The organism is Rossellomorea aquimaris (genome assembly GCF_008180865.1).
Lineage (GTDB): Bacteria > Bacillota > Bacilli > Bacillales > Bacillaceae_B > Rossellomorea > Rossellomorea yichunensis.
Genome location: NZ_VTEX01000002.1, coordinates 833,108 through 848,015, shown reverse-complemented (window position 1 = coordinate 848,015; position 14,908 = coordinate 833,108). Strand labels below are relative to the sequence as shown.

Below are 14,908 nucleotides of genomic sequence, written 5' to 3'. Positions count from 1 at the left end.
GCGAAACTCTCCACTGAAAAAGCCTGCCCGCTTTTAGGATGAAAGCGGGCAGGCTTTTCTTTAGGTATTATCCTTTATAGTTTTCATCGTACTCAAGGTAAACAACATGAGTTTCCAGGTATTCGTTAAGTCCGTGTTTTCCATCTGCTCCACCGATTCCGGATTGACCGCGGCCGGCGTGGAAACCATTGATGGCTTCGAAGTTTTCACGATTGACGAAGGTTTCGCCGTATCGAAGTTCATTAGCGGCTCTCATGATCTCATGAAGATTTTCACTGAAGATCGATGAAGAAAGACCATATTCGGTATCGTTGGCAAGCTCGATGACTTCATCAAAATCCTTGTAGGTCATAATTGGGAGGACCGGTCCAAAGATCTCTTCCTGGATAATCTCCATATCCTGTTTTACATCTACGAGAATGGTAGGCTCGTAGTAGAACCCTTTATCCATATTGAGCGGTTTCCCGCCGGTAAGGATTTTTGCTCCGTTTTCAACGGCTGTATTGACCATTTCAGTTACGGTTTCAAGTCGATCTTTATTCACAAGAGGTCCGATGTCGTTATCCCGGTTTGTCGGATCTCCGACTGTCGTGTTTTTCATCGCTTCGGTCATTTTGCTGATGAATTCCTCTGCTACATCCTCGTGGACATATACTCGTTCGGCGTTCGTACATGCCTGCCCGGAGTTGGTGATTCGGGATGTTTTGATCTTTTCAACGGCAAGATCAATATTTGCATGCTTGGTGATGATGGCAGGAGCCTTACCGCCCAGCTCCAGGTTTACTTTTGTAATGGACTTCGATGCTGCCTCCATCACTTTTGAACCAGCCGGGTAGCTTCCCGTCATGGATACCATTCGTACTTTAGGGTGACTGGACATCGGGTTTCCGATATCGGAGCCTTTCCCCGTTACAAGGTTGAAGACTCCTTTTGGCAGCCCGACCTCGTCTATGATCTTAGCAAACTCACATGCGGTATTTGGCGTGTATTGACTTGGTTTCATCACGATCGTACAGCCTGTCACAATCGCCGGGGCAACTTTCCTGGCGAGGATGAACATAGGGAAGTTCCACGGAACGATCCCTGCTACGACACCAATCGGCTTTTTGTAAACAAGGATGTTTTCATTCGAGCGCTCACTTTCAAGGATTTCACCTTCATATCTTAACGCCCAACCAGCCATGTAGCGGAAATACTCGATGGCAAAATCGAGCTCACCCTCAGAGGCATCCAACGTTTTCCCGTTTTCTTCTGTCAGCATCTGAACAAATCGGTCTTTCCGTTCCTCCAGCTTATCGGCTATTTTATATAAATAGGAAGCACGTTCCTTGGAAGGAACCTTCCCCCATGAAAGAAAAGCAGAATGGGCAGCATCAATCGCGTGATTCACATCCTCTTCCGTCCCCATCTGAATGGATGAAATCGTCTCCTCATTCGCAGGATTGATCACGTCCAACGTATCCTTCGACGTACTATCCACAAACTCACCATTAATATACATCTGATACTTCTTCACGATTACTCCTCCTTGTAGAACTCTTTCTTATCATATCTTCTACTTTTCCCGTTCAATGGGGAGGGATAAACATGGGGATGTGCGAGGGACGGACCTCGTTCCACTCATATATTAATCCGAGACCTTAATACAAAGGGGGTTAAGTAAGTTTGTGGGTTCGCTTCTGGGAATAAAATGATTAGAGGGACGGACCTCATCCACTCAATCCTTCATTCAAAACGCTGATTTAATAGGATTTGAGTGAAAATGGAGGTCCGTCCCTCAGAGTGGTTACTTGCTTGGCTCTGCGATTTTGACGAGTTGTTTGCCGATGTTTTTGCCTTGGAAGAGTCCGAGGAAGGCGTCGGTTACGTTTTCTAAGCCTTCTGTGATGGTTTCTTCGTATTGGAGTTTTTCTTGGGAAAGCCATTGGCCAAGTTCGGTTGCTCCTTCTTTGAAGCGGTCATTGTAGTCGTTGACGACAAAGCCTTTCATAAGTGCGCTTGATTTGATTAATCTGGTTTGTACGCGAGGTCCCAGATCACGATCTGTTTTGTTATAAGAAGAAATCGCTCCGCAAACTGGTACGCGGGCATGTTTATTTAGTAAACTAAGGGCAGCGTCACCAATTTCGCCACCAACGTTTTCGAAATACACATCGATGCCGTTTGGACACGCTTCTTTTAACGAAGCATAGATGTTGTCCGTTGTTTTGTAGTTGATTCCTTCGTCGAATCCAAGCGTATCTGTCAGGTAGCTTACTTTTTCATCCGAACCTGCAATCCCGACGACACGGGCTCCTTTGATTTTGGCAATTTGTCCGACAACAGAGCCGACTGCACCTGCAGCACCGGATACAACCACGGTTTCGCCTTCTTTCGGCTGACCGATGTCAAGGAGTCCGAAGTAAGCGGTCAATCCAGTCATTCCCAGTATGCTAAGGTGAGTAGAGATAGGGGCGACATTCGGATCGATGGAGCGTACCTGCTTCTCATCGGCAAGGGAATACTCCTGCCAAGGCAGCATTCCTACAACGAATTCGCCTTTTTGGAAATGTCCTGATTCTGACTCGACGATTTCACCAACCGCTCCGCCGGCCAACGCTTCGTTCAATTGGAATGGTTCTACATACGACTTGGCATCAGACATTCTGCCTCGCATATAGGGATCCACGGAAAGATAGAGAGTTTTGACTAATACCTGCCCTTTGGATGGTTTAGGAACTTCAATCTCTTTGAAGTGGAAATCCTCTTTTACAGGCATTCCTTCAGGACGGGCGACTAATTGAATTTGTTGCTGCATTTCGGGTAACATCATGATTCCTCCTCGTAATTTAAGCTGGAATATATTTTCCGATTACTTGAAACTTATCACATGGAGTTTAGGTTCTACAAAGAATAACACTTGAGAAAGGCGGGGTGAATGTGTCGAATAGTTGGGAAGCGGAGGTCGAGGTCACGATTGACCAGGCAAGATTATTAATCGGAAATCAGTTTCCGGAACTTCATCCATCAAGATTAGACATCATTGACTATGGATTCGATAATACGGTAATGAAAGTGAACAACGATTGGGTCTTTCGGTTTCCAAGACGGGATATAGCCGTGAAGCTTTTAGAAACGGAAGGAAAGCTCTTGCCACTGCTCGATGAAAAGAGTCTCGGGCTCCGAATTCCGGTTCCGACCTTTTTTGGAGATTCATCTCCTCCATACAAATGGCCTTTTCTAGGCTACCGGTTTGTTGAAGGAACGATTCCATCCCGGGCACATGAGGTGGTTAGAGAAGGGAAGTCAGCCCTTAAAATGGCGTCGTTTCTAAAGAAGCTTCATCTGACGGATGTTTCAGAGGCCGTAAAACGGGGAGTACCTCATGATGAATTGAATCGTTTAGATGTAAAAAAACGAATATCGACCTTGGAAAAAAACATTCATGAAATCGAAGAACTAAATCTTTTTCACCAGGTTGATAAGTTAAAAGATTACCTTCAGCACGTACCAAAAGAGCCATTGCCATCAGAAACCACTCTGGTTCATGGCGACCTTCATTTTAAGAATATTGTTGTGAATGAGAATGGAATCTTATCAGGGATTCTGGATTGGGGTGACGTTCATATTGGTCATCGCGCCATTGATCTTAACCTCGTGTACAGTTATCTCAATCCTGCGGGACGGAAGTTGTTTTTTGAAGAATATGGAGAGGTAGAGGAAGTCGAGTTGGAATATGCCCGGTTCAAAGCCATCTACACCAACGTCGTCCTGCTTCTTTACGGTTATCATGAAAAGCAGCCTCATACGGTTGCAGAAGCTCAGAAAAGTTTAGAGTTTGCATTAATAAGAGGGACGGACCTTGGTGAGTAACACAAGGTCCGTCCCTCTTCTAATATTATTTAACGTTTTTTTGGATATACTTCACGATTTTTCTCAGTTCATTGGCATGTGGACGACCGAATGGGCTCGTTTGTCTTTGCTGGTACATGGTTTGTCCTTTTTCATTGACGAGGAAGTAAGCCGGTTCACCATGTTGTCCGTGATCCTCATAAGGGGCATCTTCACCGTGATAGAACACATCATAGGCTTTGATTGCCTCTAAATTTTCATCGGCTAAAACCGGGAATGTTAAATCTTCTTTGTTCGCAAACTCCTGCAAGTTCTCGAGTTTATCGCTGGAAATCGTCAGCAAGTGAACATTATGTTTTTCAAAGTACTCTTTATTTGCTTGTAACTCTCTAAGTTCTTCCTGACATACCGGGCACCATGAGCCTCTGAAGAAAACGATGAGATGCCAGCTTTGATGTTCTTTTTGATGGTCCTCAAATGAGAAAGTTTCACCTGAAACTGCCGGGAGCGTGAAATTTGGTACCGTATCATTTAATTGAAAAGTTGCCATTATTCATTCCTCCTATTGTTTTCTTTCCAGTCAGATAGGCATTAGGACAATCCTAACCAGATTGAAATACATACAGTATAGTAATTTATTTTGCTTACATGGAGTGTATTTCCCTTTATGTGAGAAACAAAACGTACTATTGTGCAGAGTGAGTAGAAAGGAGGATGAATATGAGAAGAAATAAGACAGGTCCAAATCTGTGTATTTTCCCGGAATACAAGTGGTGCGGACCAGGATGCAGCGGACCCGGTGCTCCCATCAATTCAGTCGACGCAGCATGTAAGGCACATGACCTTTGCTATGAGCGATACGGTCCAAGCTGCCAGTGTGATCGGATGTTCATGAACAAGCTGAAAAATGAAATCAACCACCATAGTCAAAAAGGGAGGCATGCTTTTTTTATGTATCAATATATGAAATTGCAGACGAGGGTCACGTGTCAGAGGCATCGGTGCCGGGGGTCATGGATTTAGTTATTAACCGCTTGGGTTGTTCAAGCGGTCTTATTTTATTCGGAGTTAGGAATGTCTATAATCCAGTTATTACCTCTTCTTCAAGTAAGTTGATGTTGAAATTTGTCACTATTTGTTGAAAAATGGCTAGTATACCTTATAAGACATTGTTCTTATTTTAGTAAATGATAAAGCACAACTATATTAATTTAAATAGATTTCATCCTGATTACAAAGGATTCCTTAGAGGTATTGTGGTATGAAAGTATTCCAAAAGAAAATAGAACCAAAGTTCCTTTTTAAATTTGTTTAGGGATTTTCATGTCTGATTCTATTACAATTACCTATGATATTGTCAGCAAGAAAGGGGAGAGACCATGTCATCCATTTCAACAAAAAAGGAAAAATATCTTTTTGAAATACATTTTTTAAGAGCATTTGCTTGTTTAGCGGTATTGGGAGTTCACGTATCAGCTACTTATTACTCAATGAATGATAATACGTTTAATTGGTTTTCATACTTTTTAAATCAAGTAGGACGTTTTGGAACGCCTATATTTGTTGTGATTGCCGGATTTCTATTATTCTATCAAGTAAAAAGAAACACCTATACTTTTAATAAATTTGTTACTTCCAGGATATCAAAAATCATTATGCCATTGATATTATGGAGCTTAGCATATCGCTTCTTACTCTATTATTTTGATAATCAACAGATTGGAGCAATAAAGACAGAACTTGTGAAGATCTTTACAGGCGGTCACTTCTATCATCTCTATTTTATTGCTATTATCGTTCAATTTTATTTTATTTTCCCTATCTTACAAAAAGTATTCAGAACGAAAATGGGATTAATTATTTTAACCGTCATCTCATTTTTTATTAGTTATAATATGATCGGTTTTGATCCCGGAGTAGAAGGGTTTATCGGAAACTTTATGGCAAGTAAATCGTTCATGCCGCTATGGATTTTCTATTTTTCATTCGGTGGACTATTGGCCTTCTTCTGGGAGGATATTAGAGATTTTGTAACTGACTTTCCTTGGATGATGTTAACCTTATCAATTCTCATAACAGTAGGAGCAATTATAGAGTATACAATCAATGGAGATCTTACTAACAGAAGACCAAGTAATCTAATTAATATTCCACTATTAAGCATTGCTACTATTGGAATGTATCCTTTACTTTCTCAGTGGAGTGTCTTGAAAAAGCCCCTGACGTTATTAGGAAAGTATTCAATGGGGATTTACCTGATTCATCCCTTTGTTCTGCACCTGATGAAAATATATTTGCCTGCTTCTACATGGAATATGATTTTTCTGCCGATAATATTTGTCGCCGTATTATTAATTTGTGTAGGATTGATTCGACTTATTCAGCAAGTTCCATTTAGCAGTTATTTCATTCCTGTACCAAAAATTAAAAAAACACCAAGCAAAGAAAGTGTTGGGAATGTTTCATCAAAAGAAGCTACAGCATAGACGAAAAAACCGAGTTGATTATTAAATCGCTCGGTTTTTTTAACATAAAAAGGGAAAGACAACCTCCCAAATTCCTGCACCCCACCATAAAAACCAGCCCACATCAAGCAGGCTGGCGACTCAGATTAAAATGGTTTGATAGACATTAGGATGATAAGAATAATAGCAGCACTATGTATAATGATGGTGAATGGTTTTAATTCTGAGTTGATTTTCCCGTAAGAATCGGGAAATTAGTACCTGTTACCAGTTTTTCTTGAAAAAGGGGGAGAAATAAGTATGAATGAGAAAGATGAAATCAGGCATAAGGTATGGAATCGTCTGACAGAAAATAAATTAGGGCGGTTTCCATTTCCGTTAGTAGGACGGATTCCCAATTTCAAAGGGGCAGAAAAGGCGGCCTCTTATGTTCAAAGTATGGATATTTACAAGGATGCTGAGGTCGTAAAGGTGAATCCGGATGCACCTCAGCTTCCACTTCGCGCATCTGTGTTGAAGGACGGGAAAACCTTGCTCATTCCAACACCGCGCTTAAAGGACGGGTTTGTCATGATCAAGCCTGAATGGGTACCCGGGGGGGAAGAGAGAAAGGCAGCGAGTATCAAGCATATGAATACATATGGTAAAGTTGTACCGCTCACAGATATACCTGCCATCGACTTAATCGTAGTTGGTTCCGTTGCGATTCATCGTGATGGGAGAAGGCTCGGAAAAGGAGAGGGGTATGCCGATCGCGAATATGCCATCCTTCGTGAAATCGGGAACAACCCGGTGCCTGTCATCACGACTATAAACAGTGAGCAGCTTGTAAGAGACGACATCCCAAGAGATTCCTATGACCTGGCAGTCGACTGGATCATCACCGAAGAAGGCATCACGGAAACCCACACCCCCTACCCAAAACCACATGGCATCGAATGGGAACACGTAACCCAAGACGAAATGGAAAAAATGCCGATCCTGAAGGAATTAAAGGGGTTCTCTAGAGGGACGGACCTATAATCTACAATCAATTGGCAGGAATGCTATAAGGACAGGCTTTATGAGAAAACTGGAGGTCCGTCCCTCTAAATACGCAAAAATCCCTGAAGGCGAGTTCGCCTTCAGGGATTTTTAGGTTATGCTTGTCGCCTCTGAACGAGCCGCCTCCGCTTTTCTGCTTGTCCAGCTCCGGCGGCTAGAGGTCATAAGCCCCCCCTACCAAAAAGGCAAAGAACGCCTTTCCGGTAGGGGGGGCTTATGCTTGTCGCCTCTGAACAAGCCTCCTCCGCTTTTCTTAGTACCCCTCTACAACCAAATCAAGCTTCCCTGTTTCCGGACTGATGACAAGCCCGTGGACAGGAATCTTTTTATCCATCAATGGATGGTTTTTGATCATGTCGACGCTGTGGGCAACGCTTTCCTGTACTGAGCTGAAGCCTTTCAGCCAGTCGTGGAGGTCGATTCCGGAGTAGTTGACGGTGTCGAGTGTTTCATCCGCCACCCCGCGTTCTTTCATTTTGTCCAGGATATTATCACTGTTGATGGCGCTCATTCCGCAGTCGTGGTGACCGATTACGAGTACTTCATCTGCCTGGAGTTCATATACCGCAACGAGCAGGCTGCGCATAATGCTGCCAAACGGATGGCTCACGACCGCACCGGCATTCTTGACGATTTTTACGTCACCATTTTTCATGTTCATGGATTTAGGCAGAAGCTCTACTAAACGGGTATCCATACAAGTAAGAATAACTAATCGTTTGTCTGGAAACTTGGTTGTTCTGTACTCTTCGTACGATTGTTCTTGCACAAACTGCTGGTTGTAATCAAGTATGTTCGTTAATAAAGTCATATTGTCTTCTCCTATAAAATTTATTATCACTTCACATTTTGCTGAAGGTGATTTTCTATCTCTTTTATTTTATCCATAATTTCTTGTCGATTCCAATCAGAAGTATTAGAAAGCTTCAAATAAAGAGAAGACACTTTAGCCAGTACTTCTGTCAAATTCGGTTCTTTTCGTGGATACGTGGACTTACCCATGAGATCAAATAAGCCATTCATTTGATCTGATACTTTCTTGTATTGAACGTCTTTAGAAATGACGGCAACATGGAAATATTGCTGCATATCTGAAAACTGATAGAAAATATCAAACAGCTCGAATGAATCATTTCTCTTCAGATTCAATTCCATTTTACCGGAGGAATTCTTATGAATAATCCGTGCGAACTTTGGCGAGCTTTCCTCTTCTACTATAGACATGAAGTTTTCTCCAGGCTTTAAGAAGTCATACCCTGAATTTGACGCATCTATTAAATTAAACTGCCTGTCCAATAGTAGATAAGGAATCGGGCATAAATGCAGATTTTCCACATGATCACTCCCTTGGGAAAGGTTAATGGACGTCATTGCCCCATTCCTCACTTATAGAGGAGGTTCATGTGGGATAACATTCAGTTGAACCTTATTAAGTTTGGCTAAATATGATGAAGGAGCTAGCCTTTCTGGGAAACAGGCTGTTCAGACATATCTGTCAGGTAATCATTGAGCTCTAACAAGTCATTAAAGCTTTTTACCTGTGATTTTTCCAGAAAATCCAGGGTATAGTTTGAAATCAATCGACCGCCAACCAGAATTTCAATCTCTTGATTATGCTCTCTGATCTTTTCAATGCACGCTTTCAATCGAGTCAGTTCTGTTGTCATCCCGATTGAAATCCCAACGACATGGGGTTCCCACGCTTCAATAAATGTTAGGGCATCCTTAACAGGGACATTTGCTCCCAAGTAACGGGTATTCCATTGTTTTTCTTTGAACACTTCGTTCGCAAGCTCAAGTCCTAAACTATGATGTTCACCCTCTATACAAAATAAAAGAGCTTTAGGATGGTTTTCCAAAGCTTCTTGATGGGTAAATATTGTTGCAAGTAAATATTTAAGGGTTGCAGTAGCTAAATGCTCATCTGCAACGGTAATTTGATTTTTCTCCCAAAGATCACCGATTCTATACATAGATGGTTTAATAATTTTCTCATAAAAAGTAAAATTATCTATTTTTGAGTGAATAGAAGACGAATGTAATTCCATTAATGAATGCACGTCTCCCGCGAGAATAGACTTGGTGAAAGCCTGGACCAGCTGATTCATTTATGATCACTCCCAGCAAAAATACCAATTACTATATTCAATAGATAGAATTGAAATTCCTGCTGCAAATTTCAATCTATAATTGGATTGACTTTCCCTATATTCTTATTTAATATAACCTCTGTAACACAATTTGTCGCTCAAGTACCTGAGAGAGGTTCATAGCATTAACCCTCTATAAAAAACTATGGTTCTATGAATCTAACATGGGATTTTCTTAAACATGTTATCCTTTAAGCGTAACAGGATAGTGCATTATTTGCAATTTACCTGCCTGTTATGTCGATTCTTAGGCTAATGCTATGTCCTCCTTCATTCGAGGCACTCTGAAGGGGAGGATTTTTTACATGTCAGGAAGAAAAGACGAAGATTTAACAGATCTATCATTATTAGGTAATCAAGGAACGAATTACCTTTTCGAATATGCTCCACACATTTTGGAAGCATTCGATAATAAGCACCCAAACCGGGATTATTTTGTGAAGTTCAACTGTCCTGAATTCACAAGTCTATGCCCGAAAACAGGTCAGCCAGACTTCGCTGCCATCTATATCAGCTATATACCAGGTGAAAAGATGGTGGAAAGCAAATCACTCAAACTCTACCTGTTCAGCTTCAGAAATCATGGTGATTTCCACGAAGACTGCATGAACATCATCATGAACGACCTGATCGAATTAATGGATCCACGCTACATCGAAGTATGGGGTAAGTTCACTCCACGCGGAGGAATCAGCATTGATCCATACTGTAACTACGGAAAGCCAGGTACGAAATACGAAACGATGGCAGACCACCGCTTGATGAACCATGATTTGTATCCGGAGAAGGTTGATAACCGATAAGATGGGAAGGACGATTCTGCTTTAGGAATCGTTCTTTTTTTTGTTTAACGATAGGCGAATATTTCTATTGCCGAAATAAATTTCCGGGATTATACTTGCGGGAAGAGATAGAAAAGGAGGGAGCGGGATGAAGCCGTTAAACGCATCTCTTTGTGTATTAATTGGAGCAAGTTCTTACGGGATACATGCTTCTGTCGTGAAGCTTGGATTTGCTGAAGGCTACTCTGTTTCAGATGTAACGGGTATACAGTATTTATTTGGAGTGGCTATGTTATTCCTGGCCTTTCTTTTTACTAAAAAAATAAAGATGACTAAGACGCATTGGATCTCGCTCTTCGGGGTCGGAATCCTTCTTAGCTTGACGGGGGTCTTTTATGGTCTCAGCCTTCATGAGGTTCCTGCTTCCATTGCAGTTGTCATGCTATTCCAATTCACATGGATCGGTGTTTTGATTGAATCGATCTATTTAAAAAAATTCCCTTCCAATAAGAAGCTGCTTTCGGTTGTATTTCTATGGATGGGAACCTTGCTTGCAGGAGGGGTGATTTCTTCTGAACGTTTCAGATGGTCTGAAAATGGTATGGGAATTCTTTTTGGTTTCTTTGCAGCCATTACATTTGCCCTGTTTATCTTCTTCAGCGGCAAGGTGGCAAGAGAAGTGCCCACGATTCAAAAAAGCATGATGATCACCCTTGGCGGTTTACTTGTAGTCCTCATCGCGTTTCGCCCTTCTTTCCTTCAAGAACCTGTTCAAATTGTTGAAATGGCTGACTTTGGACTACTCGTCGGCATCTTCGGAAGTATCTTTCCCGTCGTCTTTTTCGCGATCGGTACTCCACACCTCGATTCGGGTCTCTCGACGATTATGGGGGCAGCGGAACTTCCGGCTGCGATACTCGCGGCCATGTGGATTCTCCATGAACAAGTGGTGCTATTGCAGCTCATAGGCATCCTGCTGATCTTGATAGGGATAGCCATTCCTCAATTTCATATAGGACCTGTCCGGAATAGGAAACAATTTGGGTGAACGAAAAGCTCTCTTCTTTGGTGAAGGGAGCTTTTTTTGCGGTGAGAGCTAAAATTCCCACCTTACCCCAATTGTTACCCCCTAAAACCCGAACCCTACCATCATCGCATCTGGAAACCCTTCCAATTTTCACAATTATTAAACCTTATTTATTTGACCGGATTCCCTTTACAAAGGGTCTTGATGGGCTTTATAATCCCGTTGTTCAACTATTTACGGAAAATCAATAAAAATTTTAAAGAAAAAGGAGGTTGCGGTGATGCGACAAAGAATATTTTCCTTCTTAATGATGAATCTTGGTGCATTTCTTGTTTCGGTGAATGTCCATTTTTTCTTATCGCCAAATAATTTAGCGACAGGGGGAGTAAGTGGATTGTCAATCATCATGAACGATCTGTTTCCGGGTCTTTCCCTTGGACTGTTCATGATCATAATCAATATCGTATTATTTATCGTCGGTGTGATCTTTCTCGGCTTTAATTTCGGTGCGAAAACCATTTACGCAAGTTTCGCCCTTTCATTCTACGTTTGGTTATTGGAGCGATTTGCTCCCATGAGTGCTCCATTAAGTGATGATATTTTGATTCAATTGATTATCGGGCAATGCATTGCCGCAACCGGGATGGCCATAGTATTCAACCAACAGGCATCAACGGGTGGAACGGATATCGTGGCCCTGATCTTTAATAAATATTTCAATATAGATGTAGGCAGAGGCGTATTGCTGGCAGATTTATCAATCGCCATGTCCTCAGCCGTATTATTCGGACCGCAAGTCGGAATGTATGCATTCTTCGGTGTCATCCTGAACGGATTGGTAATCGATTATGCATTGCAACAATTCAATTCAAATAAAGAGATTGTGATCATAAGCAGATACAGCGATGAGATCAAGTCTTATATCGTTCATGAACTGGGAAAAGGAGCGACGATCCATACGGCAACAGGAGCCTTCACTTCCGACGAAAAGGAAGTCATCACGACCATCCTTGGTCGCAAGGACTTCTCCAAGCTGAAAGGCTTCATCACCCAGGTTGATAACCGTGCCTTCATCACGGTCCATACAATGAATGAAATACTCGGTCAAAACTTCAAACGATTGGCATAGAAACAAAGCTTCACCTTTCAATAAGGTGGAGCTTTTTCTTTGTCAAAAGCTCTTTTTGCAAAGATTGTTTTTTAGTTACATAGGAACTGCATTGGCTCTGTCAATCAATGTATGCTTAGAGGGTGAGGGGAACTGCTTCGCTTTCCGCGGACGTTCGGCCGAGCCTCCTCAGCTTCGCTTCCGGTGTCTCGGCACGACCGTACTTCCGCAGGAGTCTACGCAGTTCTCCTCACCATCTATATGGAAATTTCGTGACAGAGCTTAAAAGTGACAAAAACTCTCTATAGTAAACGGACTACTGCTCTCTTTAAGAGAGGTCCTTTTCCACGGTAGCATTGTTTGTTTCATTTGATAGATAGTTAGATGATCCACCGATCTATGAGTTAACAATAAATTTTCTTTTACTCCTTTGTAGATGGTCCGTTTTGGGAATAAAAGCTCAACTTATCTACACTAGGAGTGTTTTTTCGTTTTTATATCCATATAAATAGCAGTCAGAATTTAGTAGCACAGAGTGGATTGTAGCGGAAGGCACTTGACTCCTGCGGGAGATAGAGGCTCGACTTCCTCCCCGCGGAAAGCAAGTGCCTGGAGCGAAAAGGAACGTTCCATGTTTTCACACTACCACTCATTCAAAAGATGAATTTCCTTTTTTAGAATCTACGAATAATAAGTGGGGGAAACGAGGATGCGCACCGCCGTACTTTCTCTGTTTAAATAGCAACAATGTTTACGAAAAGAGCCTTGTCATAAAATACTGTTCTACTTTCCAAAAAATAAAGGAAAATATTGGCCTATTCCTGTATAAATAATAGGTAGGGGGTGGAACTATGGAGAAAGAAGAGTTTGAACGCCTGGAACGGAAAATCAGCACTCTGGAAAGAGAGCTATACCTTGTGAAAAGGCAGTTGATACAAGCGAAGAGCGAAAGTGAAGCGCCTGTCATCCAAAAAGCAGAAGTGTATGCAGAACCTGAAGAGCATTTCCCTGATGAGGAAAATGAGCCATTCATTGAAAAAGAGCCCTTCGACTTTTCAGTGGAACGCTGGCTTCCGAAAGTGTTTCTATTTGTTCTATTGATAGGAAGTATCTGGGGCTTTATGGCTGCTTCTCAAAATGGCTGGGTTACGCCCGGTTTAAGGGTGTTAACGGGGGCTGTCATCAGTATGGTGATGTATTACTTAGGAGAGCGGTATATCAGGGATCAGAGGAAATTAGCCCTCACGCTGCTGTCGGGGAGCATCGTCCTTGCGATCATTACGTTATTCTCGGCAAACATCTTATATGGATATATAGGCGGACTCATCACGAATCTACTATTACTCGTCATTATTTCTGTCGGACTGTTGACTTCTCATAAGCATGGTTCTGAAGTGATCCTCTGCTTGATAGGGGCAGGAGCGTATCTGTTTCCGTTCATTTTTGCAGGGGACGAACGGAATGAGTGGTTGTTTTACGGATATGAGTTAGTATTGTTCTTTGTGTTAATGACGTTCAGTACGGTGAAACGATACCGGATTGCCTGGAATATACATTATTACTTACTATATTTCTCATTGTTTTTCTTTGCGGTCTTTGGGGTAGGGGCGATGACGCTGACCGTTCTGATTCCATTTGCCATTCAGCACGCCTATGTTTTACTGTTGATCGTGCTGGGCCGCGATGAACGGGTGAGTGCCGAAATGATTCCTGCTCTAGTGTCAGGCTCCTTCATCCTTCTCGGATTATTGAATGATATTTACGCAGCGATCCCACTCTTTTATTATGTGACTTTCGCAGCGGTGTATATCGGCGTATCGTTCATTGAACCGAAGGAAAAGAAACAAACAAAGGATGTCCTGCTGGTCTTAGGTTTCCTACATGTGCTCCTCTTCTTATTTGAACTATTAGAATACGATTGGCGCTTTGTCTTAGTCGGCCTTCAGGCTACTGCCCTTTTATGGCTTGCTGGAAGAAGGGAAAGCTATCTTGGTTTGGTTGCTTCCATTCTTTTGATGATGTGTTCATTCCTCGGGGTACTGGTCGGTGCATCCGATGATTTCTTTACGATTGAGCTGTCGATTTTTGTGATTGCTTTTGGGTATGTGTATCTGTTTTCCCATTACAATAAAAAGGAGTCCTCTTTCTTAAACGTGTCGACAACGGCGATTAAAGTGGTGTTGACAGTGATTGTGATGTTCTTCGTGTTACGTTTGACGGATTTCATTGTAATCGGCTGGGATTATACCCAGCGAACCACCGCCTTCACCGTGGCAATTGCCGCCCTGTCCATTGCTTATCTCATCTTCGGTGAAAGCAGGAAGGATGCCTTTTACCGCTGGGTGGGGATCAGTTTTTTAGCTCTGGCACTGGTGAAATTCTTCCTGGCAGATCTCGTGTTCCTGGATTTCACGATCCGTGCCATGATCCTGATTCCAATCGGAGTGATCGGTCTTGTGCTTTCAAGATTTTTATATAAAAAGGAATAAACACATTGCAAA

At 42.2% G+C, this 14,908-nt stretch carries 15 protein-coding genes; 9 read left to right on the top strand and 6 right to left on the bottom strand.

Going from position 1 to position 14,908, the window contains the following annotated elements; all coding sequences use genetic code 11:
* Nucleotides 1-67: 67 nt before the first annotated feature.
* Entirely contained in the window at nucleotides 68-1,516 is a 1,449-nt protein-coding gene (aldA, locus tag FZC88_RS11775) for an aldehyde dehydrogenase (RefSeq protein WP_148995009.1), read from the bottom strand.
* A gap of 270 nt (nucleotides 1,517-1,786) precedes the next feature.
* Nucleotides 1,787-2,812 carry an NADP-dependent oxidoreductase gene (locus FZC88_RS11770; RefSeq protein WP_397541185.1) on the bottom strand — a complete coding sequence of 342 codons (1,026 nt, stop codon included), beginning with the start codon at nucleotides 2,810-2,812 and terminating at the stop codon, nucleotides 1,787-1,789.
* A 107-nt stretch (nucleotides 2,813-2,919) separates the two neighbouring features.
* Here FZC88_RS11770 and FZC88_RS11765 point away from each other — a divergent pair, with 107 nt between their 5' ends.
* On the top strand, nucleotides 2,920-3,852 hold the full coding sequence (locus tag FZC88_RS11765) for a phosphotransferase (protein ID WP_148995008.1): 933 nt from the start codon (nucleotides 2,920-2,922) through the stop codon (nucleotides 3,850-3,852).
* A 25-nt stretch (nucleotides 3,853-3,877) separates the two neighbouring features.
* Here FZC88_RS11765 and FZC88_RS11760 read toward each other — a convergent pair whose 3' ends face one another.
* Nucleotides 3,878-4,381 carry a peroxiredoxin family protein gene (locus FZC88_RS11760; protein ID WP_148995007.1) on the bottom strand — a complete coding sequence of 168 codons (504 nt, stop codon included), beginning with the start codon at nucleotides 4,379-4,381 and terminating at the stop codon, nucleotides 3,878-3,880.
* A gap of 170 nt (nucleotides 4,382-4,551) precedes the next feature.
* On the opposite strand from FZC88_RS11760, the gene FZC88_RS11755 reads away from it, so the two are divergent.
* From FZC88_RS11755 to FZC88_RS11740, 3 genes are all read left to right on the top strand, one after another.
* Complete coding sequence (locus FZC88_RS11755) at nucleotides 4,552-4,854, top strand: phospholipase (protein ID WP_262371835.1); 303 nt, start codon at nucleotides 4,552-4,554, stop codon at nucleotides 4,852-4,854.
* A gap of 356 nt (nucleotides 4,855-5,210) precedes the next feature.
* Entirely contained in the window at nucleotides 5,211-6,317 is a 1,107-nt protein-coding gene (locus FZC88_RS11750) for an acyltransferase (RefSeq protein WP_148995005.1), read from the top strand.
* A 279-nt stretch (nucleotides 6,318-6,596) separates the two neighbouring features.
* Complete coding sequence (locus tag FZC88_RS11740; RefSeq protein ID WP_148995004.1) at nucleotides 6,597-7,319, top strand: 5-formyltetrahydrofolate cyclo-ligase; 723 nt, start codon at nucleotides 6,597-6,599, stop codon at nucleotides 7,317-7,319.
* A gap of 274 nt (nucleotides 7,320-7,593) precedes the next feature.
* On the opposite strand, the gene FZC88_RS11735 is transcribed toward FZC88_RS11740, so the two are convergent.
* The 3 genes from FZC88_RS11735 to FZC88_RS11725 all read right to left on the bottom strand — a co-directional run bounded on the left by FZC88_RS11735 (nucleotide 7,594) and on the right by FZC88_RS11725 (nucleotide 9,448).
* Complete coding sequence (locus FZC88_RS11735) at nucleotides 7,594-8,151, bottom strand: beta-class carbonic anhydrase (protein ID WP_148967360.1); 558 nt, start codon at nucleotides 8,149-8,151, stop codon at nucleotides 7,594-7,596.
* Nucleotides 8,152-8,177: 26 nt separating this feature from the next.
* Nucleotides 8,178-8,711 (bottom strand): hypothetical protein, encoded by a 534-nt coding sequence (locus FZC88_RS11730; protein WP_148995003.1) that lies wholly within the window; start codon nucleotides 8,709-8,711, stop codon nucleotides 8,178-8,180.
* An 86-nt stretch (nucleotides 8,712-8,797) separates the two neighbouring features.
* Nucleotides 8,798-9,448, bottom strand: a complete 651-nt coding sequence (locus FZC88_RS11725; protein ID WP_148995002.1) for a cobalamin B12-binding domain-containing protein — start codon at nucleotides 9,446-9,448, stop codon at nucleotides 8,798-8,800.
* Nucleotides 9,449-9,795: 347 nt separating this feature from the next.
* Between FZC88_RS11725 and queF the strand changes: the two genes are divergently transcribed.
* The 5 genes from queF to FZC88_RS11700 all read left to right on the top strand — a co-directional run bounded on the left by queF (nucleotide 9,796) and on the right by FZC88_RS11700 (nucleotide 14,896).
* Nucleotides 9,796-10,293 (top strand): preQ(1) synthase, encoded by a 498-nt coding sequence (gene queF / locus FZC88_RS11720; protein ID WP_148995001.1) that lies wholly within the window; start codon nucleotides 9,796-9,798, stop codon nucleotides 10,291-10,293.
* A gap of 127 nt (nucleotides 10,294-10,420) precedes the next feature.
* Complete coding sequence (locus tag FZC88_RS11715; RefSeq protein WP_148995000.1) at nucleotides 10,421-11,320, top strand: EamA family transporter; 900 nt, start codon at nucleotides 10,421-10,423, stop codon at nucleotides 11,318-11,320.
* Nucleotides 11,317-11,550 (top strand): hypothetical protein, encoded by a 234-nt coding sequence (locus tag FZC88_RS11710; RefSeq protein ID WP_148994999.1) that lies wholly within the window; start codon nucleotides 11,317-11,319, stop codon nucleotides 11,548-11,550. Before FZC88_RS11715 ends, FZC88_RS11710 begins: the two co-directional genes overlap by 4 nt.
* A gap of 29 nt (nucleotides 11,551-11,579) precedes the next feature.
* On the top strand, nucleotides 11,580-12,428 hold the full coding sequence (locus tag FZC88_RS11705) for a YitT family protein (RefSeq protein WP_148967364.1): 849 nt from the start codon (nucleotides 11,580-11,582) through the stop codon (nucleotides 12,426-12,428).
* 830 nt (nucleotides 12,429-13,258) lie between these two features.
* On the top strand, nucleotides 13,259-14,896 hold the full coding sequence (locus FZC88_RS11700; RefSeq protein WP_148994998.1) for a DUF2339 domain-containing protein: 1,638 nt from the start codon (nucleotides 13,259-13,261) through the stop codon (nucleotides 14,894-14,896).
* Nucleotides 14,897-14,908: the final 12 nt, after the last annotated feature.

Coding starts and splice junctions, on each gene's coding strand:
- FZC88_RS11770 (WP_397541185.1), bottom strand. CDS start 2,812: ATGATGTTACCCGAAATGCAGCAACAAATTCAATTAGTCGCCCGTCCT.
- FZC88_RS11760 (WP_148995007.1), bottom strand. CDS start 4,381: ATGGCAACTTTTCAATTAAATGATACGGTACCAAATTTCACGCTCCCG.
- FZC88_RS11755 (WP_262371835.1), top strand. CDS start 4,552: ATGAGAAGAAATAAGACAGGTCCAAATCTGTGTATTTTCCCGGAATAC.
- FZC88_RS11750 (WP_148995005.1), top strand. CDS start 5,211: ATGTCATCCATTTCAACAAAAAAGGAAAAATATCTTTTTGAAATACAT.
- FZC88_RS11740 (WP_148995004.1), top strand. CDS start 6,597: ATGAATGAGAAAGATGAAATCAGGCATAAGGTATGGAATCGTCTGACA.
- FZC88_RS11735 (WP_148967360.1), bottom strand. CDS start 8,151: ATGACTTTATTAACGAACATACTTGATTACAACCAGCAGTTTGTGCAA.
- FZC88_RS11730 (WP_148995003.1), bottom strand. CDS start 8,711: ATGACGTCCATTAACCTTTCCCAAGGGAGTGATCATGTGGAAAATCTG.
- FZC88_RS11725 (WP_148995002.1), bottom strand. CDS start 9,448: ATGAATCAGCTGGTCCAGGCTTTCACCAAGTCTATTCTCGCGGGAGAC.
- queF (WP_148995001.1), top strand. CDS start 9,796: ATGTCAGGAAGAAAAGACGAAGATTTAACAGATCTATCATTATTAGGT.
- FZC88_RS11715 (WP_148995000.1), top strand. CDS start 10,421: ATGAAGCCGTTAAACGCATCTCTTTGTGTATTAATTGGAGCAAGTTCT.
- FZC88_RS11705 (WP_148967364.1), top strand. CDS start 11,580: ATGCGACAAAGAATATTTTCCTTCTTAATGATGAATCTTGGTGCATTT.
- FZC88_RS11700 (WP_148994998.1), top strand. CDS start 13,259: ATGGAGAAAGAAGAGTTTGAACGCCTGGAACGGAAAATCAGCACTCTG.